We start from the raw sequence: 20,114 nt of genomic DNA on the forward strand, positions 1-20,114 counted from the left end.
GCGGGAAAAGTGGGCCGGGCCCGGCGTCTACTTCCGCACCACCTGGCCGCCCTTCATCACGAACACCGGATGTTCCAGCACCGTGACGTCCGCCAGCGGATCGCCGGAGACGGCGATCAGGTCGGCGTAGTGGCCGGGGGTCGCCTGGCCGACGTCCTTCTCGCGGCCCAGGGCCTGGGCGGCGTTGACCGTGGCGGCCTGGATCGCCTGCAGGGGCGTGGCGCCATAGCGGACCATGACTGCGAACTGGCGGGCGTTGTCGCCGTGCGGATAGACCCCGGCGTCGGTGCCGTAGATCATCTTCACCCCGGCCTTCAGCGCCTTGCGGAAGTTCTCGCGCTGCACCTCGGCGATGTCGCGGTCCTTGCGCAGGTTGTCCTCCAGCACACCGTTCTTGGCGCCCTCGGCCTGGGTGTAGTCGGTGTTGTAGATGTCCATCGAGAACCAAGCGCCCTTCTGGACGGCCAGCTTGATGCCCTCGTCGTCGACCAGGCTGGCGTGCTCGATGGTGTCGATGCCGGCGCGGATGGCGTCCTTGATACCGGCCGCGCCGTGGGCGTGGGCGGCGACCTTCAGGCCGGCCATGTGGGCCTCGTCGGCCACGGCGCTCATCTCGGCCAGAGTCAGCTGCTGCTGGCCCGGCTCGTCGCCGTGCGAGAACACCCCGCCGGTGGCGCAGATCTTGATCACCTGGGCGCCGTACTTCTTCAGCGTCCGCACCGCCTTGCGGGCCTCGTCGGGGCTGTCGATGTTGTAGGGGGCCTTCTGGTCCATCGACGGCGGGAAGAAGGTGCTGTCGCAGTGCCCGCCGGTGGCCCCGATGGCGTAGGTGGCGGTGACGACGCGCGGCCCGGGGACGATGCCCTCGTCGATCGCCTCGCGCAGGCCCACGTCGTTGAAGCGATCGGCGCCGACATTGCGCACGGTGGTGAAGCCGGCGTTCAGAGTGGCCTTGGCGTTGGCGGTCTGGGTCACGCTCCAGAAGGCGTCGCTGAACTGCAGGCTGTTGTAGCCGCCGTAGACGGGCGAGGCGTCCAGGTGCACGTGCATGTCGATCAGGCCCGGCAGCAGGGTCGCGCCCGGCAGGTCGACGGTCTCGGCGCCCTGCGGGATGGGCACCTCGCCGGCCTTGCCGACGGCGGTGATCCGGCCGCCGACCACCAGCACCACGGGGTTCTCGACATAGCGGCCGGTGGCGACATCGAGCAGCCGCGCGGCGGTGACGACCTTGGTCTCGGCCGCCTGGGCGAGGCTCGCGCTCAGCGCCAGGGCGACCGCCAGGGTCGAAATCGTCAGTCCACGCATCCGGTCGCCTCGCTGATTTGCGAAACCGACGCTAGAGCGTGGCCTTGATCGTGGAAAGGGCGACCGCACGTTGCGGCCGCCCCTTTTTCGTCACGCCTTGAAGAAGGCCAGCAGGTCGGGGTTCACGATCTCCGGATGGGTCGTGCACATGCCGTGCGGCAGGCCCTTGTAGGTCTTCAGTTCGCCCTTCTTGAGCAGCTTGGCCGAGAGCGGGGCGCTATCGGCGTAGGGCACGATCTGGTCGTCGTCGCCGTGCATCACCAGCACCGGCACGTCGACCTTCTTGAGGTCTTCGGTGAAGTCGGTCTCGGAGAAGGCCTTGATGCAGTCGTAGTGGGCCTTGATCCCACCGGCCATGCCCTGGCGCCACCAGTTCCAGATCACGCCCTGGTCGACCTTCGCGCCCGGACGGTTGTAGCCGTAGAACGGGCCGGCCGGCACGTCGAAGAAGAACTGGGCGCGGTTGGCGGCGGTGGCGGCGCGGAAGCCGTCGAACACCTCCAGCGGCAAGCCGCCCGGGTTCTTGTCGCTCTTGACCATGATCGGCGGCACCGCGCCGATCAGCACGGCCTTGGCCACGCGGCCCGGCTTGGCGCGGGCGACGTAGTGGATCACCTCGCCGCCGCCGGTCGAGTGGCCGACGTGGATGGCGTTCTTCAGGTCGAGGTGGTCGGTCAGGGCCGCGACGTCGGCGGCGTAGGTGTCCATCTCGTTGCCGTCGTCGGTCTGGGTCGAGCGGCCATGGCCCCGGCGATCGTGGGCGATCACCCGGTAGCCCTTGGCGTAGAAGAACATCATCTGGTTGTCCCAGTCGTCGGCCGTCAGCGGCCAGCCGTGGTGGAACACGATCGGCTGGGCGGTCTTGGGACCCCAGTCCTTGTAGTAGATCTGCACGCCGTCCTTGGTCGTGACGTAACCGCTGCTCATGGTGTTGGCTCCGTGGGAGGAAGGGGTCGCGGCCGAGGCCGTGGCGAAGGGCGGCGCGAGCGCGAAGGCCGCCAGGCCAAGGCCCGCGGTCAGCACGTCGCGGCGGGAGGCGCCGTCGTCGGTGGAAGGATTGGTCATCGGTCGCCCCTCTGGATCGAACAGTCGGGACGGCGCGTCGTCGCCTCCCCGAACGAGGCGCACAGTGGCCCACGGCCCGGGAGCGGGCTTGAACATATCCGGCGAGGCCTGGGACGAACGCGCTTCGACGTCGGGGGCGGAAGGGCTGGCGTACGAGAACCCCTCTCTCATAGAGAGAGGGAGGGGCCCGCCGCGTAGCGGTGGGAGGGTGAGAGGTTTCACCGCTGGCGGGGAAATCCCTCACCGTTCCGACGACCGTCAGAACTTGGAGGGACAGTATAGCGGCCGCCAAGCATCTGGGCCTTCTCACCGCCTTGGTCATGAGAGCTAAAGGGCGCTGCCCGAACCGCCGCGCGCCATTCGGAGAGATTATAACCTCTCACCTCCCACGCTTCGCGTGGGCCCCTCCCTCTCTCAAAGAGAGAGGGTTTTCGAAGCCCCCTACTCCACCCGCGGCAGCACCAAGGCCACCCGCAGGCCGGGACCCATGCCGTTGTATTCGCCCGGTCCCTCGGCCAGTTCCAGCCGCCCGCCGTGCGAGGCGGCCACCGCCTGCACCAGCGACAGCCCCAGGCCCGCCCCCGGTTCGCTGCGGCTGTTTTCCAGCCGCACGAAGCGCTGGACCACGCGGGCGCGGTCGGCTTCGGGCACGCCGGGGCCGGTGTCGGTGACCGAGAACTCCAGCTCGCCCGACGAGCGCCGGCGCAGGCGCATCATGATCGCCCCGCCTTCCGGCGTGTACTTGATGGCGTTGTCGAGCAGGTTGGCCAGGGCCTGGGCGATGAACTCGCGATTGCCGCGCAGGGACAGGGCCGGCGTCACCTCGGCCTTGAAGTCCAGGCCCTTGTCCTCGCACGACAGTTCGTAGAGCTCGGACATGTCGGTCGCCAGTTCGCTGGCGTCGAAGGGCTTCTGGTCGGGGGCCTGGCCGGCGGCCTGCAGGCGGGCGATGGCCAGCACGGCGTTGAAGGTCTTGAGCACGCCGTCGGCGTCCATCAGCGCCGTCTCCAGCGCCGCCACCGGATCGCCCTTGCCGTTCTCGGCGTCGATCAGGGCCACCTCCATGCGGGCGCGCAGGCGGGTCAGGGGCGAGCGCAGGTCGTGGGCGATGGCGTCGCCGGCGTGGCGCAGACCGCCCATCAGCCGCTCGATGCGGTCGAGCATGTCGTTCAGGCCCTCGGCCAGTTCGTCATACTCGTCGCGGGTGCCGCGCAGCTTGGCGCGGGCGTGCAGGTCGCCCGAGCGCACGGCGTTCACGACGTCCACCAGGCCCTGCATGCTGCGACTGACATTGCGGCTGATCAGCACCCCGCCGGCCAAGCCAAGGATGATGACCAGCGCCCCCGCGCCCCACAGGGCCCGGACGATCTTCATCACATAGCCCTGGGACTCGGCGACGTCGGCCCCGACGAACAGGATCTCGCCGCCGCTCAGGCGCTCCTGCACCCCGCGCGCCGAGCGCCGCACGGTGGCGCCGTCGAGGTCGGTCTCGGTCAGGGTGAAGGTGCGCCAGGTCGGCCCTGTGCCGGTGAAGTCGTCGATCGGCGACTCCTCGATCGAGCCGGTGATCCGCTCGCCTTCCTTGTCGGCCAGGTAATAGAGGAACGGCCGCTCGCCGATGGCCCGCTCGACCAGGGTCTGGTTCAGGGCGTTGACCCCGCCCTGGCGATAGGCCGCCTCCAGGCTCTCCATCTCGCGGGTGATCTCGGCGTCGGCGCGACGGTCCACCTCGCCGGCGGTGGCGATGTAGATGTAGCCGAGGAAGGCCGTCGCCGCGGCCGCGAACAGGGCCAGGAACAGCAGGGTCAGCCGGAACGGCGTGGATCGGACGAGGCGCGGCAGGCGCATGGGTCTAGCTCTTCTTGCCCATCAGGGCGGCGATGTCTTGGCGGCTGTCGAGGATGCGGAGCACCAGAATTCCAGCCTGATCGGGCAGCGGCCGGTAGACGATCACCCAGGGCGGAACCGAAAACGAACGCGGCGTCGCCGGGAAGTCAGGGCGCGGCCTGCCAAGCAAAGGACTCCGAGCCAACATTTCCAAAGCGGCCTCCAGCCGATCGGAAACCGCCCGAGCGCGCCCGATGCCGCTCTCACGCGTGATCCAAAGAGACAGCTTCAGCGCATCACTCCGCGCCCTGGAGCTCCTCTCGATCCTGCCCCCGACCATGTCGCTCGCTAGCGGCCTTCCTTGCGCAGGATTTCCTGAACCTCAGCCATGACGTCCTCCATGGTCCAAGGCTCGGCCTTGCCCTCGGCGAACTCCCGATCCGCCTCGATGATCGACTCGTTGATGGCGTCGCGGTTGCGGACGATCCAAGCCTCCATCTCCTCTTCGGAGGGCGCCGGACCCAGACCGTCACCGACGTCGTCGTCCGCGATGGGCTTGGACTGCTTGTTCATGGCGCTCAGCCTAACACGGGTCCGTCAGGCCGCCTACGGATCGAGCCGGTAGCCCGCCCCGCGCACGGTCTGCAGCATGGCCCGGTCGAACCCCTTGTCGATCTTCGAACGCAGGCGGGAGATGTGCACGTCGATGACGTTGGTCTGCGGGTCGAAGTGGTATTCCCACACCTTCTCCAGCAGCATGGTGCGGGTCACCGACTGGCCGGCGTGGCGCATCATGAACTCCAGCAGCTGGAATTCCCGGGGCTGGAGATCGATCTCCTTGCCCTGGCGATGGACCGTGCGGTTGATGAGGTTCATCTCGAGTTCGCCCACCTTCAGGGTGGTGGCCACCGCGCCCGTCTCGCGACGGCGCGACAGGGCCTCGACGCGGGCGATCAGCTCTGGGAAGGCGTAGGGCTTGACCAGGTAGTCGTCGGCGCCGGCCTTCAGGCCATCGACTCGGTCGCCCACCTCGCCCAGCGCCGACAGGAACAACACCGGCGTCTGATCACCCTCGCGGCGCAGGGTCGAGACCACCTCGACGCCGTTCTTCTTGGGCATCATCCGGTCGACGATCAGCACGTCGAAGCCGCCCTTGCCGGCCTCGGTCAGGCCCGCCTCGCCGTCCGGCGCGTGGACGCACTGGTAGCCGGCCTCGGTCAGGCCGTGGGACATGGCGCCGGCGGCCTCCAGATCGTCCTCGATGATCAGAATACGCATCAGCCAACCCCTCGTGCGCCGTCCGGATGGAGAAACAACCCACGTTCTCCCGATTCTGTCGACCGGAGCGATAGCGAGCGGTCTGATACCGGCTTTACGCGCGAGCGTACCTTAAACCTTGGTCACATACGAAAAATCCCGCCCCAGCATCTGCCGGGGCGGGATCGATCGGTTCACACTGGAGAAGGCGCTTACGGCGCGATCTTCAGCGGCACGATGGTCGGGCGGCCGGCGCGGACGATGCGCAGGTTGACGCTTGGACGCTGCAGCTTCTTGGCCGCCTCGACCGCGGCGTTGACCTCGGCGACGGTCGCGACCGGCTCGCCGTTGACGCTGGTCACCACGTCGCCCTTGCGCAGGCCCTTCTCGCCGGCGTCGGACGAAGCCTTGACGCTGTCGATCAGCAGGCCCTTCACGGCCGTGTCGATGCCGTTGGCCTTGCGGGCCGCGTCATCGAGAGGCGACAGGCTCATGCCCAGGGCCTCGACCTTCGGAGCCGCCGGCTTGGCCGGAGCGGCCTGATCGCCGCCGTCCTCGTTGTCGTTGTCGGCCAGTTCCTTCTCGGTCGGGCGCACGCCCGAACGGATCTCGACCGTGCGGGGCTTGCCGCCGCGCAGGACGGCCAGCTTGATCACCTCGCCCGGACGGGCCTTGGCGACTTCGCGGGTCAGTTCCGAACCGCTCTTGATGGCCACGCCGTTGACCGAGGTGACCACGTCTTCCGGCATCAGGCCGCCGCGCTGGGCGGGGCCGCCCGGCACCAGGTCGGCGACGATGGCGCCCTTGACGTCGGCCAGGCCCTGGGCTTCGGCCATCTCGCTGGTGAAGGGCTGGATCTGGGCGCCGATATAGCCGCGCACCACCTTGCCGCCGTTGATCAGCTGCTTGGCGGTGGCCTCGGCCACGTCGGCCGGGATCGCGAAGCCGATGCCCACCGAGCCGCCGGTCGGCGAGAAGATCGCCGTGTTCACGCCGATCACCCGGCCGTAGATATCGAACGACGGACCGCCCGAGTTGCCGCGGTTGATGGGGGCGTCGATCTGGATGTAGTCGACGAACTGCGAGGAGTTGTCGCCCAGGTCGCGGCCATAGGCCGAGATGATGCCGGCCGTGGCGGTGCCGCCCAGGCCGAACGGGTTGCCGATGGTGATCACCCAGTCGCCGACCCGCGGACGGGCCTGGTTCTCGAAGTTCACGAACGGGAACGCCGCGCCCTTGGCCTTGGGATCGATGACCTTGATCACCGCCAGGTCGGTGCTTTCGTCGCGACCGACGATGGTGGCCTTCAGCTCGCGGCCGTCCTTCATGACGACGTTGATGCCGTCGGTGTCGGCGTCGGCCACCACGTGGTTGTTGGTGACGATGTAGCCGTCGGCCGAGATGAAGAAGCCCGAGCCCGAGGACTGCTGCTTGGGCGCCTGGGCGGCGTCGTCGCCGTCCTCGCCCGGCTTCTGGCCCTTGGGCACGATGTCGAACGGCAGGCCTTCCAGGCCCGGGATGCGCAGGCGGGCCTTGGGGTCGGCCTTGGAGGTCACGTCGATCTGCACGACGGCCGGCGAGACCTTCTCGAAGATGTCGGCGAAGGACAGAGGCGCGCCGGGCGGCGGGGCGAACATCGGAGCGGCGGTGGCCGAGGCGCGCACCAGCTGCGGCTCCTGCTCCGCGGCGCCGGCCGGTCCCATCCGCATGCCCACGCCCGCCAGGGCGGCGCACGCGACGCCCGCCCCCGCGACGGCGCCAACAATGAATCCTGACTTCCGAGCAGCCATCTTTCGTCTTTCCTCAACCCACGGCGCTTTGCGCCGGGTTCTGTCGAACAGAACCTAGTCGCACCAGCAATTCGTGCAACGGTTCCAGGATTATCTTTCCTTCACCCACGCGGCGCTTCTTGCGGCGTCATCGCGGCGCAATCGTGTCATTCCTTCCCGAGCAGACCGCGCAGCCGCGCTTCCTCCTCGGCCGACAGCGTCTCGGGCGGCGCCTCCGCCTCCCGCCGGCGTCGCAGCAGCGCGACCATCAGCCCGCCGCCGGCCAGCAGAACCGCCAGCGGCGTCAACCACAGCACGGCGTTGCCGGCCGAGAACGGCGGCTTCAGCAGCACGAACTCGCCGTAGCGCTCCGTCAGGAACGCGCGGATCTCGCCGTCGCTCCGGCCCTGCTTCACTTGGTCGCGCACCAGCACGCGCAGGTCGCGGGCCAGGTCGGCCTCGGAATCGTCGATCGACTCGTTCTGGCAGACCAGGCACCGCACCTGCTTGAAGATTTCGCGCGCCCTGGCCTCCTGCCCCGGATCGGCCAGCCGCTCGGACGGGTCGGAGGCCGCGGCCATGCAGGCGACGGCGGCCATCGCGACAAGCGCGATCCTGATCCGGCCGATCACGCCTGCGCTCCCTTGGCTTTCCGCCCAACGCCGATCCGCAGCCGACGGTCCGACAGCGACACCGCCCCGCCCAGGGCCATGATCAGCGGGCCCAGGAAGATCAGCCGCACCCACGGATTGACGTAGGCCCGCACCAGCCAGGCCGGTTCGCCCGCGGGTCCGGCCCGGCGCTCGCCGATGACCACATAGAGGTCGTCCAGACCGCGCGGGCACAGGGCCACCTCCGAGGTCGTCTGGCCGCCGACCGGGAAGAACCGCCGCTCGGGCTCGGCCGTGCAGACGAAACCGCCCGCCTTCTTCTCGATCCGCACCACGCCGCGTTCGGCCAGGTAGTTGGGACCGTCCAGCGTGCCGACGTCGGTCAGGGTCAGCACATAGGCGCCCAGCTCGATCTTGCCGCCGACGCCCAGGGCCTGGGCGCTCTCGACCCGCCAGGCGGTCTCGAAGCTGGCGCCCAGCACGAAGAGGCCAAGGCCGGCATGGGCGATGGTCATGCCCCAGGCCCCACGCGGCAGGCCCGAGAGGCGCCGGCGCACCTCGGCCCAGGGGGCGCGGAAGGCCTTCACCCGCTCGGCCAGCTCGGCCACGGCGCCGCCGATCAGCCAGAAGCCCAGCACCAGGCCCAGGCTCGCCAGCGCCTTGCGCGGGGTGACCAGGGCGTAGGCGACCAGGCCCAGCACCGCGGCGATGACCAGCGCCAGCCACAGCCGCCGCACCACCAGCCGCGCGTCGCCGCGCTTCCAGGCCAGCAGCGGCCCGGCCGGCAGGATGGCCAGGGCCAGCACCAGCAGCGGCGTGAAGGTCAGGTTGAAGAACGGCGGCCCGACCGAGACGGCCTCGCCGTCCAGGGCCTCGCGGATCAGCGGATAGAGGGTGCCCAGCAGCACCGTCGCCGTCGCCGCCGACAGGATGATGTTGTTGAGCACGATTGCGCTCTCGCGGCTGACCGGCGCGAACAGGCCGCCGGCGTTCAGGCTGGGCGCGCGGATGGCGAACAGTACGAAGCCGAAGCCGGCCGCGATCCCCATGATCGACAGCAGCAGCACGCCCCGCGTTGGATCGACGGCGAAGGCGTGGACGCTGGTCAGCACGCCCGAGCGCACCAGGAACGCCCCCAGCATCGAGAAACCGAAGGCCGCCAGGGCCAGGAACACGGTCCAGCCCGGCAGGGCGCCGCGCTTTTCCAGCACGATGGCCGAGTGCAGCAGGGCGGCGCCGATCAACCAGGGCATGAAGCTGGCGTTCTCGACCGGGTCCCAGAACCACCAGCCCCCCCAGCCCAGCTCGTAATAGGCCCAGAAGGCGCCGAGCGTGATGCCGACGGTCAGCAGGCTCCACGCCGCCAGGGTCCAGGGCCGCACCCAGCGGGCGAAGGCCGCGTCGACCTTGCCCTCGATCAGGGCGGCGATCGCCAGCGAGAACACCACCGAAAAGCCGACATAGCCCGAATAAAGGAACGGCGGATGCACGGCGAGCGCCCAGTCCTGCAGCAGCGGATTGAGCGAGCGGCCCTCCACCGGCGGGTCCGGCAGGCGGGTCATCGGGTTCGAGGCGAAGACGGTGTAGGCCAGGAACAGCACGCCCAGCGCGCCCTGCACGGCGATGGCCCAGGCCCGCAGGCGCGGCGGCAGGCGCTCGCCGAACACCGCCATGGCCGCGCCGTAGCCGGTCAAGACGAGGCACCACAGCAGCATCGAGCCCTCGTGGCTGCCCCAGGCGCCGGCCACCTTGTAGAGCAGCGGCTTGGCGGTGTGGGAGTTGGCCGCCACATTGGCCACCGAGAAGTCGGAGGTCACGAAGGCGTGGATCAGGGCGGCGAAGGCGCACACCAGGGCCGCGAAGGTCGCCACGGCCGCGCCGCGTCCCGCCCCCGCCAGCGCGCCCGACCGCCTCAGCGCCCCGGCGGCGGAAAGACCGCTCTGGGCGACCGACAGCACCAGGGCCAGGACCAGGGCGAACGCGCCGAACTCGACGATCATCTGGCGGTCTTTCCCTCACCGTAGGACGGCGGGGGAGCCCCCTCGCCGCGCCACTCGCCTTGCTCCTTGATGGCCTTGGCCACCTCGCGCGGCATGTAGCGCTCGTCGTGCTTGGCCAGCACCTGCTTGGCGACGAACACGCCGCTTTCGTCGAACGATCCGGAGGCGACGATCCCCTGCCCCTCGCGGAACAGGTCGGGCAGGTCGCCCTGGTAGCGCACCTTGCTGGTCGCCTTCTGGTCGGCGACGACGAACTCCACCAGGCCGTTTGGGTGCTTGACCACGCTGCCGGCCTGGACCAGCCCGCCCAGCTGCACCTTGCGGCCGGCCGGCACGTGGGCCTCCTGGGCCTGGGCCGGGGTGTAGAACAGCGAGATCGAGTCCCGCATGCCGTACAGCGCCAGGCCCGCCGCCAGGGCGGCGACCGGCGCGATCGCTAGCAGGATGGTCAGGCGTCGGCGCACCTTGCGGGACTTGGGCAGGAAGCTCATCGGGGGCTCGAAGCGGGCGGCGTGTCAGCGGCCTGGCGCAGGGCGGCCAGCACGCGCGGCTGGTCCTTGAAGCGCTCGGTCGCGGTCTTCAGGGCCGCGTCACGACGAGCCGTGTCGCCCAGCACGCCATAGGCGCGGACCAGCCGCACCCAGCCGTCGGCGTTGTCGGGATCGGCGGCCAGCTTGGCGGCCAGACTGTCGACCATGCCCTGGATCATCTCGGGCGTGACGCCGCCATCGGCGGCAGCCTGGGCGGCCTGCGAATTCGGTTCGACCAGCCGGCCGGCCTTGGCCGTGCGGTCGATCTCGCCGGCCAGGATCGCGCGGCGCTCGTCGGCCGGCGGCAGCGAGGCCAGCAGGGCGCGCCAGCCGGCCAGGCCCTCGTCCAGCTTGCCGTCGGCGATCAGGGCCTTGGACAGGTGATAGCGGGCGGAAAGGTCGGCGGGGTCGCGCTTCAGGGCCTCGGCGAAGGCCATGCGAGCGTCGGGGCCGACCTGGCCGTTGTCGCCGGCCACGAAGGTCTCGCCCAGCGCCGTCCACAGGTCGGCGCGCTGCGGGGCCAGGCGCACGGCGCGGCGCAGGGCCTCGCCCGCGCCCACGGCGTCGCCGCCGGCGATGCGCACCAGGGCGAGGTTGCGATAGAGCTCGGGATCGTTGGGCCGGGTCTTGGCCGCCTGCTCCAGCACCGCGGCGATGCGCGGCGGGTCCAGCATCGACGGATCGCTCGACTTCCACTCGGCCACCCGGCGGGCGAAGGGCTGATCGGCCGCGCCCGGCGCGCCCACCACCACGTAGACCACCACGGCCGACAGCGCCGCGAGCGCGGCCACGGCCACCACCGCGCGGCGCGGACCTTTCCCGTCCTGGGGCCAGTCGGCCGCGCCCTGGTCGGCGGCGGCCAGCAGCCGACGGCCGGCCTCGGCGCGGGCGGCCTTCAGCTCGCCCTCCGCCAGCAGGCCGCGCTCGGCCAGGTCGTCGATCTCGGAAAGCTGCCGGCGATGGACGGCCAGGGCCGGGTCGTCGCCAACGGGCGCGAGCCCGTGCGCGGCGCCCCGCAGCACCAGGGCGGCGGCGGCGGCGGACAGACCCGCGGCGCCAATCCAAAAAAATATCATGGCCAGAAACCGATCATGGTTCGCTGTTAGCCGCAGATCGATCCGCGCGTCAGTGAAAAAAACACGTAAGGCCCAGATTGCGCCGCAGCGCCCGCCGAGTCCTGGCTCGACCTCAGAGGCCTAGGATCTGACCAGTCCCCCCAAAGCTGCCTCCCTCGCCCTTCTGGCGAGGGCCCATGCCGGCGATCGCTCAGACCTCGACCAGCCTCGAAAGGTCTGAGCGGCTGAACGATGGATCCTGGGCACAAGGCCCAGGAAGGCGACCGGAGGGGTGTCCAAGCCGAGGGCTTAAAACGGTGGATCCCACCGTCCCAAGAGCCGTGAAGACGCTGTGCGCGCCTAAGCCGCCATCGCCGCCACGGCCCGTCGGCGGACGATCTCGGCGGTCTTCTCGTCGCGGGTGTGGGCGATGTAGGCCGCGGCGATCTCGAGATAGGCGCGGGCCACCTGCGGGTCGCCGCCCTCGCCGGTGCGGGCCACGTGCAGGCTGTCCTCGATGTACTGGTCCAGCCGCTGGTTCAGCTTCTCCAGCACCTTGGCGCGGGTCGAGCCGTAGCCGGCCTGGGCCGCGCAGGGACGCAGGTCCTCGATGAACGCCAGGGCCGAGGTCGCGCGGCGCACCAGGATCGCGTCCGGGGCTTCCTCCAGCTTCGGCACGCCCTTGCCGCCGCCCATCTTGCCCATCATCGAGATCGGCCGCAGCGGCAGGGCCAGGCCCAGCTCCTTGTCGGCGGCGTTCATCCGCGTCTCGGCCGCCTGGGCCGCGGCCTGCTTGAACTTGGCCAGGCGCTTGCCCCACGGGCCGTCCTTGGCCACGTCCACCGCCTGCTCGAACTCGGTCAGCTGGTGGGCGATGCGCTGGGCCGAGGCCGCCGCCGAGCGACCCGAGGCCTCGCCGCCGTCCAGGTCGAAACCGCGCACGTGCTCGATGCTGGCCTCGATGTCGGCCAGCATCCGCTCGCCGAATTCCTTGACCTCCGACGAGGCCAGATAGCGGTCGTTGGGACGGTCCATCACCGCCGAGATCACCCGCAGGATCCGCCAGGGCTCGGGCAGGTGGGCCGCCAGCATCTCGAACATCCGCGGACCGGCGTCGTCGCTGATCGCGCAGGCGTCGCGATAGGCCAGGCGCGCGGCCGCCGCGCGCTCGCCGCTCATCCGGCTGACCCATTCCGACAGCCGCGGCAGGGCGTTGCGGACGATCACCGACAGGTCGAGATAGTCGGCCAGTTCGTCGGCGTCGCAGATCTGGGCGATGGCGATGTATTCGGGCCGCTCGGCCGCGCGCAGGCCGCGGGCGGCGATCTTGCACAGCTCGTTGAAGACGTCGGGCGCGCCGTTGTCGAGATCCCAGGGATTGCAGCGCGCCGCGCCCTCGGCGACCTGGCGCGGGGCCTCGACCTTCAGCGCCTTCCACAGCAGGGCCAGCGCCCGGCGCGGGAACTGCGGCAGGTCCTCGGCGCGCGGCTGGCACAGCGGCGCGATGGGGGAAAGGATGGTGTTGCGGACGTAGCGATCGGCGGTCTCATCCTCGACCATGGCCCGCACGGTCGCCAGCGCCCCCTGCCCGCCGGCGTTGGCCAGGGCGAGCTCGAGACTGCGCAGAGCCGCATCGGGCGCGGTCTCGACCAGCGTCCGGATGATCTGCAGTTTGTGCGCGGCGATTGCGGGCATCGATCTCCGCCGGGGACGGTACATGTCCAGGCAGCGTCAACCATGTTGCCAACGAGGTTAAGACTTTCCGAAACCGCTGCTTTTTCAACGCCGCAAGGCAAGGCGAAGTGTCGCGGCGCCGAAAGCTCCACCTTGACGACAGCACGCTATCGCCAGAGTGGCGCGCGGTAGCGTTAACCCTCCGCGCGCGGCAGCGACAGCACCACCCGCAGGCCGCCGAGCGGCGAATCGTCCAGGGTCACCGAGCCGCCATAGGCCCGCGCCAGTTCGTCGACGATCGACAGGCCAAGCCCGGTGCCCGGCGTGTGCTCGTCCATCCGCTGGCCGCGCTTCAGCGCCTGGGCCCGCTGCTCGGCCGGAATGCCCGGACCGTCGTCGTCGACGGTCAGCAGCATGCGGCCCTCGCCGTCCGCCTTGGCCTCGGCGCGGATGCGGGCCTTCGACCACTTGCCGGCGTTCTCCATGACGTTGCCGGCCAGCTCCATGAAGTCCTGCCGCTCGCCCTGGAAGCACAGGTCCTCCGGACAGCGCCAGTCGATCTCCACGCCCCGCCCGTCGTTCTTGTCCTGGAAGATCCGCTCCAGAGTCACGGCCAGTTCGTCGAGGATCGGCTCCACCGGCGTGCGCTCGCCGCTGGTCTGCGAGCGCGCCGCCGCCCGCGCCCGGCGCAGGTGGTGGTCGACCTGCTCGCGCATGGTCTGGGCCTGGCGCTCGACGACTTCCGCCAGCGCCCCGCCCTGCTGGCTGGCCTCGGTCAGCATCACCGACAGCGGCGTCTTCAGGGCGTGGGCCAGATTGCCGACGTGGGTGCGCTGGCGCTCGACGACTTCCTGGTTGTGCGCCAAGAGGCCGTTCAGCTCGCCGGCCAGCGGCTCCAGCTCCTCCGGATAGGGTCCGACCAGCCTTTCGGCTTTGCCGCTGCGCACCCCCGCGATCTCGCGACGCAGGCGGAAGATCGGCTGCAGGCCAAAGCGCACCTGGAAGACGATGGCCACGATCAGGCCCACGCCCAGCAGCAGCAGCGCGAAGGCGGTGATCCTGCCGAAGCGGTCGGCGTCGTCGTCGATGGGCGAGCGGTCCTCGGCGGCGATGAACACCACCGGATCGGGATGCCCCGGCAGCCGCGTCAGGATCGCCGCCGCCCGCAGCGGCTTGTCCTGCGGCCCGCGCATGTCGAAGTAGAGGGTCTTGCCGGGATCGGCGGTCAGCCGGTCGATCTGGGCGGTGGACAGCATCAGGTCGCTGTCGAACAGCGAGCGCGAACGCTCGATCGCCGAAAGCCCGCCGCCGCTCTTCTGGGCGAAGATCGCCCAGTAGCGGCCGGAATAGGCCCGGGTGGCGCGGATGTCGGTCAGGAACGGCGCCTTGACCACCCCGTCCTCCACCGTCGAGCCGGCATAGAGGTCGTCGGTCAGCACCGCCAGCGACTGGTCGAAGCGGCGGATGGCGGCGTCGCGGAACTGGGCGGTCAGGAAGGCCCCGGCCGCCAACAGCACGAACAGCGTCCAGATCGCCGCCAGCAGCACCAGCCGCCGGACGAGCGAGCGCTTGCGGAAGTCGAGCATCAAGCCTCGCCCCCGCGCGCGGTCACCCCGCCGTCTCGCCTTCCAGCGGGATCAGGCGGTAGCCGAGGCCTCGCACCGTCTCGATGCGGTCGGCGCCCAGCTTCTTGCGCAGCCGGCCGATGAACACCTCGATGGTGTTGCTGTCGCGGTCGAAGTCCTGGTCGTACAGGTGCTCGACCAGCTCGGTGCGGCCGATCACCCGGCCCTGGTGCATCATCATGTAGTGCAGCAGGCGGTATTCCAGCGAGGTCAGACGCAGCGGCTCGCCGTTGACGCTGGCCCGCGCCGCGCGCGGGTCCAGGCGCAGGCCGCCGCAGGTCAGGCTCGGCGCGGCGTGGCCGGCCGAGCGCCGCAGCAGCGCCCGCAGGCGCGCCAGCAGCTCTTCGGTGTGGAAGGGCTTGGTCAGATAGTCGTCGGCCCCGGCGTCGAAGCCGGCGACCTTCTCGCTCCAGGCGCCCCGGGCGGTCAGGATCAGCACGGGCGTTGCGACATTGCCGCGCCGCCAGCGCTCCAGCACCGACACCCCGTCCACCTTGGGCAGGCCAAGGTCCAGGATCACGGCGTCATAGGGCTCGGTCTCGCCCAGGAACTGGGCCTCCTCGCCGTCGGCGGCGTGGTCGACGGCGTAGCCCGCGTCGGAGAGGGCCAGCTTCAGCTGGCGCGACAGGTCGGGATCGTCTTCGACGAGCAGGATGCGCATGTGTCGGGGAACTCCCTAGAGCCTGTCCGGTTCGGACTGTCCCGTCCGAACCGGATAAACAGGCTCGCAAGCAAAAGGTAGAGCGTGACGGACGCCGAAATCGCTCATGGTCTCAGCGGTCACGCCCTACCCGCCGCTGAGGATGCGGCCGCTCTCGGCGTCGACGATGAAGTCGATGCGGCGACCGTCCGTGGTCGCCCAGCGGATGCGGTAGTTGCGCCCCTCCAGGCCTGCGTCGAGCAGACGGCCGGGGGTGCGGCGGGCGATGTTGTCGATGACCGCGCTCAGCGGCACCAGGCGGCCCGACTGCACGCCGCCACGCGCCTGGTCCTGCCGGGCGCGCCAGTCGGCGCCCAGCGAGTCCGGGCCGCGCTGGGCCAGAGCCGCGCCCGGGAGGGCGGCGACGATGGCGGCTGCGGCGAGTATGGCGCGGATCGGCTTCATGTCGTCCGGTTTAGAGGAGCACGGCTGAATGGAGACTGAACGCGGGGTTTATGAACGGTGTGCGACGTCCTGTCACGGTCCAAGCCCCGCCGCGCCCACAATCGGAGATCACATAAAGATATCTTTATGTTCTTGTTGACAGTACCGGCCGACCCAGGCTTGATAAGCGGGTCGTGGTCTGCGGACGTTTTGCGTCCAAAGCTAAGAGGGAAGCCGGTGTGAAACCGGCGCTGCCCCCGCAACTGTAAGCGGCGAGCGGCCGTCCGATACGTGTCACTGATGCGCCGAACTCGACTCGGTGGCGCATCGGGAAGGCCAGGACGGCGGCGTCGACCCGCGAGCCAGGAGACCTGCCTCGACAGATAACGTCCTCCGGCGGGGTGCCCGGTCTGGTCGCTAGCTCCAGGCGCGGGTCGGCCAGCCCGTTCGCGCGCCCGTGCCTGCGCCCCGTCCAGCCTCCGTCACCATCGAGACAGAGGCTAGTAAATGACCGTCACCGTCGCCGCCCTCGGCTTTCCCCGCATCGGCCCGCAGCGCCGCCTGAAGACCGCCCTCGAAGCCCACTGGGCCGGCCGCCTAGACGCCGAGGGGCTGGAGACCGAAGCCGCCGCCCTGCGCGCTCTCGCCTGGCGCCGCCAGGCCGATCTCGGCGTCGACCACGTCCCCAGCGGCGACTTCTCGCTCTACGACCACGTGCTCGACACCGCCGTCATGGTCGGCGCGATCCCGGCCGCCTACGGCTGGACCGGCGGCCCCGTGGACCTGCCGCTCTACTTCGCCATGGCGCGCGGTACGCAAGGGCGCGAGACCTGCGACCACGGCTGCTCGCACGACGTTGGAACCGGCCTGCCGGCGCTCGAGATGACCAAGTGGTTCGACACCAACTACCACTACCTCGCGCCTGAACTCGCCCCCGGCCAGGCCTTCGCCCTGACCTCCACAAAGGTCGTCGACCAGTTCCTCGAGGCCAAGGCGCAGGGAATCCACACCCGCCCGGTCATCCTCGGCCCCGTCACCTTCCTGAAGCTCGCCAAGACGAAAGACCGCCACTTCCAGCCGCTGTCGCTGCTGTCGGCCCTGCTGCCGGTCTACGCCGAGCTGCTCCAGCGCCTGGCCGCCGCCGGCGCCGACTGGGTGCAGATCGACGAGCCCTGCCTGGCCCTCGACCTCACCGACTTCGAGCGCGCCGAGATCCGCCGCGCCTACGGCGCCCTGGCCCACGCCGCCCCGCGCATCAGCATTCTTCTCGCCAGCTATTTCGGGACCTACGGCGACAATCTCGCCACCGCCGCCAACCTGCCGGTCGAGGGGCTGCACCTGGATCTGGTCCGCGCGCCCGGCGACCTGGACGCCGTCCTCGCCCTGGCCCGCGACAGCCTCGTCCTGTCGCTCGGCGTCGTCGACGGCCGCAACGTCTGGCGCGCCGACCTCGAGGCCATCCTCGACCGCGTCGAGCCCGTCGTCTCCGCCCGTGGCCCCGACCGCGTGATCCTGGCCCCGTCCTGCTCGCTGCTGCACACCCCGCTCGACCTCTCGATCGAGACCGGCCTCGACCCGCAAGTCAGCCAGTGGCTGGCCTTCGCCGTCCAGAAGCTGGAGGAGTTGGCGATCCTCGCCAAGGCCCTGAACCACGGCCGCGCCGCCGTCCGAGCTGAACTCGCCGCCGCCAGCGCCGCCGTCGCCTCGCGCCGCACCTCGCCGCTGATCCACGACGCCGCCGTCCAGGCCCGCGCCAGCGCCCTCACCCCGGCCGACGCCGCCCGCGCCACGCCCTTCGCCGAGCGCATCGCCCTGCAGCAGGCCAGGCTCTCCCTGCCGCCCCTGCCGACCACCACCATCGGCTCGTTCCCCCAGACCGCCGCCGTCCGAGCGGCCCGCGCGGCCCACGCCAAGGGCCAGCTGCCCGACGCCGACTACCAGGCCTTCCTGCGCGCCGAGACCGCCCGCGCGGTGGCCTGGCAGCAGGAGATCGGCCTCGACGTGCTGGTCCACGGCGAGTTCGAGCGCAACGACATGGTGCAGTATTTCGGCGAGCGCCTGACCGGCTTCACTTTCACCAAGCACGCCTGGGTGCAGTCCTACGGCTCGCGCTGCGTGCGCCCGCCGATCCTCTACGGCGACGTCTCGCGCCCCGCGCCCATGACGGTCGAGTGGTGGGCCTACGCCCAATCCCTCACCGCCCGGCCGATGAAGGGCATGCTGACCGGCCCGGTCACCATCCTGCAATGGTCGTTCGTCCGCGACGACATCCCCCGCTCTGAGACCTGCCGTCAGATTGCTCTGGCCGTCCGCGACGAGGTCGTCGACCTCGAAGCCGCCGGCGCGAAGATCATCCAGATCGACGAGGCCGCCCTGCGCGAGGGCTTGCCCCTGCGCCGCGGCGACTGGGACGGCTATCTGGCCTGGGCCGTCGAGGCCTTCCGCATCGCCGCCTCGGGCGTGCGTCCCGAGACCCAGGTCCACACCCACATGTGCTATTCGGAGTTCAACGACATCATCGCCGCCATCGGCGCCATGGACGCCGACGTCATCTCCATCGAGACCGCCCGCTCGAAGATGGAACTGCTCGACGCCTTCGAGGCCTACGCCTACCCGGCCCAGATCGGCCCCGGCGTCTACGACATCCACGCCCCCCGCAGCCCGGGCGCGCCCGAGATGCTCGACCTCCTCGAAAAAGCCGGCCAGCGGCTCTCGTCGTCGCAGCTCTGGGTCAACCCCGACTGCGGCCTGAAGACCCGTCGCTGGGAGGAAGTGGAACCGGCCCTGGCCAACATGGTCGCGGCGGCCAAGGCGGCGCGGGCGCAACTCTGATCCCTCTCCCCTTGCGGGAGAGGGAGGGGTCCATGCGCAGCATGGGAGGGTGAGGGGTCTCTCAAACGCAAAACGCCGCGACAGCCGATCAGCTGTCGCGGCGTCCAAAATCTGAGAAACCCCTCATCCGTCGGCTTCGCCGCCACCTTCTCCCGCAAGGGGAGAAGGACCGCGCGGCGTCGCCTCCCCCTCCGTCAGGCCCGGCGCGTGCAGCCAAGAGTGCAGCCGCCCGTCGTGACGGTGCGCCAGCACCAGCGCCTCGCGGAACATCAGCCGCAGGGCGCGGTTGGTCAGGGGTTGCTCGCGCCGCAGGAACAGCATCTCGCGCTCGATGTCGGCGCGGGCGATCCGCCAGCCTTCGACCTGCGTCAGCACCGCGATCGCGTCGGCGGGCAGATCGAGCCGCACCTCCACCGTGTGCGGCCTTCGCCGGTCCAGGCCGTGCGACGCGCGGAAGCACCAGAACAGCGACCGGGCGCGCCAGACGTTCAGGATCCTGGCGCGCAGCTCCGGAGGATAGAGGAACGGATCCAGCCCCTACCGCCGCTTCGGCGTATAGGGCTTCTGATCCCGCCAGGCCTGGGCGAACTTCTCCAGGTCCTCGTCGATGGTCTCGGGCAGAGTGACGACGAGGCGGGCGTAGAGGTCGCCGCGGTGGCCCTTGGCGTCGGCCAGGCCCCGGCCCTTCAGCCGCAGCTTCGAACCGCTGTTGGCGCCCTTGGGGACGGTGACGTTCACCGGGCCGTCGGGCGTCGGGGCCTCGACCTTGCCGCCCAGCACCGCGTCGGGGATCGAGACGGGCAGGTCCATGACCAGGTGCTCGCCTTCGCGGCGATAGATCGGGTGGGCCTTGACCGCCAGTTCGATCAGGGCGTCGCCCGGGCCGCCGCGCCCCGGGCTGCCCTGGCCCTTCAGGCGCAGGGTCTGGCCTTCCTGGGCGCCGGTCGGGATCGTCACGTCGATCGTGCGGCCGTCGGAGAAGGCCACGCGCTTCTTGCCGCCCTTGATCGCCTCTTCCAGGTCGATCTCCAGCTTGGCGCGCACGTCGGCGCCCTTGGCCGAGAAGCCGCCGCCGAAACCGCCGCCGCCGCGATTGCGGCCCAGGATGTCGCCGAACAGGTCGTTGAGGTCGACCTCGGGGCCCTCGCCGCCGCGCCCGAAGCCGCCGCCACGGTTGAAGCCGCCGCCGAACGGATTGCCGCCCGCCCCGCCGAAGCCACGCATGGTCTCACGGCCGTCGGCGTCGATCTCGCCGGCGTCGAACTTCTTCTTCTTCTCGGCGTCGCCGAGGATGTCGAAGGCCGCGCTGACCTGCTTGAACTTGTCCTCGGCCTTCTTGTCCCCGGGATTGGTGTCGGGGTGATACTGCTTGGCCAGCTTGCGGAACGCCTTGCGGATCTCATCGGCGCTCGCGCCGCGGGAAACACCAAGCTCCAGATAGGGGTCGCGCGCCAAGGAAGGCCCTCGAAGGACTAGGGAG

The 20,114-nt window shown here is 70.3% G+C and carries 18 protein-coding genes and 1 riboswitch; of the genes, 1 reads left to right on the top strand and 17 read right to left on the bottom strand.

Going from position 1 to position 20,114, the window contains the following annotated elements:
• Positions 1–27 precede the first annotated feature (27 nt).
• The 15 genes from AC07NS_RS02210 to AC07NS_RS02280 all read right to left on the bottom strand — a co-directional run bounded on the left by AC07NS_RS02210 (position 28) and on the right by AC07NS_RS02280 (position 15,823).
• Positions 28–1,305, bottom strand: a complete 1,278-nt coding sequence (locus tag AC07NS_RS02210) for a Xaa-Pro dipeptidase (RefSeq protein WP_494601127.1) — start codon at positions 1,303–1,305, stop codon at positions 28–30.
• A gap of 90 nt (positions 1,306–1,395) precedes the next feature.
• Complete coding sequence (locus AC07NS_RS02215) at positions 1,396–2,232, bottom strand: alpha/beta fold hydrolase (RefSeq protein WP_494601847.1); 837 nt, start codon at positions 2,230–2,232, stop codon at positions 1,396–1,398.
• A 579-nt stretch (positions 2,233–2,811) separates the two neighbouring features.
• Positions 2,812–4,218, bottom strand: coding sequence for a sensor histidine kinase (locus AC07NS_RS02220; RefSeq protein ID WP_494601128.1), 1,407 nt, complete (start codon positions 4,216–4,218; stop codon positions 2,812–2,814).
• A 4-nt stretch (positions 4,219–4,222) separates the two neighbouring features.
• The gene (locus AC07NS_RS02225) at positions 4,223–4,537 is read right to left on the bottom strand and encodes a type II toxin-antitoxin system RelE/ParE family toxin (RefSeq protein ID WP_494601130.1); all 315 of its coding nucleotides are present in this window, start codon (positions 4,535–4,537) and stop codon (positions 4,223–4,225) included.
• Between the two features lie 8 nt (positions 4,538–4,545).
• Positions 4,546–4,770 carry a hypothetical protein gene (locus AC07NS_RS02230; protein WP_494601131.1) on the bottom strand — a complete coding sequence of 75 codons (225 nt, stop codon included), beginning with the start codon at positions 4,768–4,770 and terminating at the stop codon, positions 4,546–4,548.
• A 33-nt stretch (positions 4,771–4,803) separates the two neighbouring features.
• Positions 4,804–5,475, bottom strand: coding sequence for a response regulator transcription factor (locus tag AC07NS_RS02235; RefSeq protein ID WP_110120734.1), 672 nt, complete (start codon positions 5,473–5,475; stop codon positions 4,804–4,806).
• A gap of 191 nt (positions 5,476–5,666) precedes the next feature.
• Entirely contained in the window at positions 5,667–7,244 is a 1,578-nt protein-coding gene (locus AC07NS_RS02240; protein ID WP_487287980.1) for a Do family serine endopeptidase, read from the bottom strand.
• 146 nt (positions 7,245–7,390) lie between these two features.
• The gene (locus AC07NS_RS02245) at positions 7,391–7,852 is read right to left on the bottom strand and encodes a cytochrome c-type biogenesis protein (RefSeq protein ID WP_494601849.1); all 462 of its coding nucleotides are present in this window, start codon (positions 7,850–7,852) and stop codon (positions 7,391–7,393) included.
• On the bottom strand, positions 7,852–9,834 hold the full coding sequence (locus tag AC07NS_RS02250; protein WP_494601132.1) for a heme lyase CcmF/NrfE family subunit: 1,983 nt from the start codon (positions 9,832–9,834) through the stop codon (positions 7,852–7,854). Before AC07NS_RS02250 ends, AC07NS_RS02245 begins: the two co-directional genes overlap by 1 nt.
• Complete coding sequence (gene ccmE, locus AC07NS_RS02255) at positions 9,831–10,325, bottom strand: cytochrome c maturation protein CcmE (protein ID WP_494601133.1); 495 nt, start codon at positions 10,323–10,325, stop codon at positions 9,831–9,833. Before ccmE ends, AC07NS_RS02250 begins: the two co-directional genes overlap by 4 nt.
• A complete protein-coding gene (gene ccmI, locus AC07NS_RS02260) occupies positions 10,322–11,440 on the bottom strand; it encodes a c-type cytochrome biogenesis protein CcmI (protein ID WP_494601135.1) in 1,119 nt (372 codons plus the stop codon). Before ccmI ends, ccmE begins: the two co-directional genes overlap by 4 nt.
• 339 nt (positions 11,441–11,779) lie before the next feature.
• The gene (locus AC07NS_RS02265) at positions 11,780–13,114 is read right to left on the bottom strand and encodes a hypothetical protein (RefSeq protein WP_494601137.1); all 1,335 of its coding nucleotides are present in this window, start codon (positions 13,112–13,114) and stop codon (positions 11,780–11,782) included.
• 173 nt (positions 13,115–13,287) lie between these two features.
• Positions 13,288–14,679, bottom strand: a complete 1,392-nt coding sequence (locus AC07NS_RS02270; RefSeq protein ID WP_494601138.1) for a sensor histidine kinase — start codon at positions 14,677–14,679, stop codon at positions 13,288–13,290.
• A 22-nt stretch (positions 14,680–14,701) separates the two neighbouring features.
• Complete coding sequence (locus tag AC07NS_RS02275; protein ID WP_487287973.1) at positions 14,702–15,379, bottom strand: response regulator transcription factor; 678 nt, start codon at positions 15,377–15,379, stop codon at positions 14,702–14,704.
• A gap of 126 nt (positions 15,380–15,505) precedes the next feature.
• The gene (locus tag AC07NS_RS02280) at positions 15,506–15,823 is read right to left on the bottom strand and encodes a PepSY domain-containing protein (RefSeq protein WP_058349335.1); all 318 of its coding nucleotides are present in this window, start codon (positions 15,821–15,823) and stop codon (positions 15,506–15,508) included.
• A 157-nt stretch (positions 15,824–15,980) separates the two neighbouring features.
• Positions 15,981–16,195, top strand: a riboswitch (cobalamin riboswitch).
• Between the two features lie 114 nt (positions 16,196–16,309).
• On the opposite strand from AC07NS_RS02280, the gene metE reads away from it, so the two are divergent.
• The gene (metE, locus tag AC07NS_RS02285; RefSeq protein ID WP_494601139.1) at positions 16,310–18,634 is read left to right on the top strand and encodes a 5-methyltetrahydropteroyltriglutamate--homocysteine S-methyltransferase; all 2,325 of its coding nucleotides are present in this window, start codon (positions 16,310–16,312) and stop codon (positions 18,632–18,634) included.
• A gap of 123 nt (positions 18,635–18,757) precedes the next feature.
• On the opposite strand, the gene AC07NS_RS02290 is transcribed toward metE, so the two are convergent.
• Both AC07NS_RS02290 and AC07NS_RS02295 read right to left on the bottom strand, forming a co-directional pair.
• Positions 18,758–19,042: a hypothetical protein gene (locus tag AC07NS_RS02290; RefSeq protein ID WP_494601140.1), complete on the bottom strand. Its 285-nt coding sequence runs from the start codon at positions 19,040–19,042 to the stop codon at positions 18,758–18,760.
• Between the two features lie 129 nt (positions 19,043–19,171).
• The gene (locus AC07NS_RS02295; protein WP_494601142.1) at positions 19,172–20,089 is read right to left on the bottom strand and encodes a DnaJ C-terminal domain-containing protein; all 918 of its coding nucleotides are present in this window, start codon (positions 20,087–20,089) and stop codon (positions 19,172–19,174) included.
• Positions 20,090–20,114: the final 25 nt, after the last annotated feature.

This window comes from Caulobacter sp. GW821-FHT10A10, assembly GCF_059415745.1.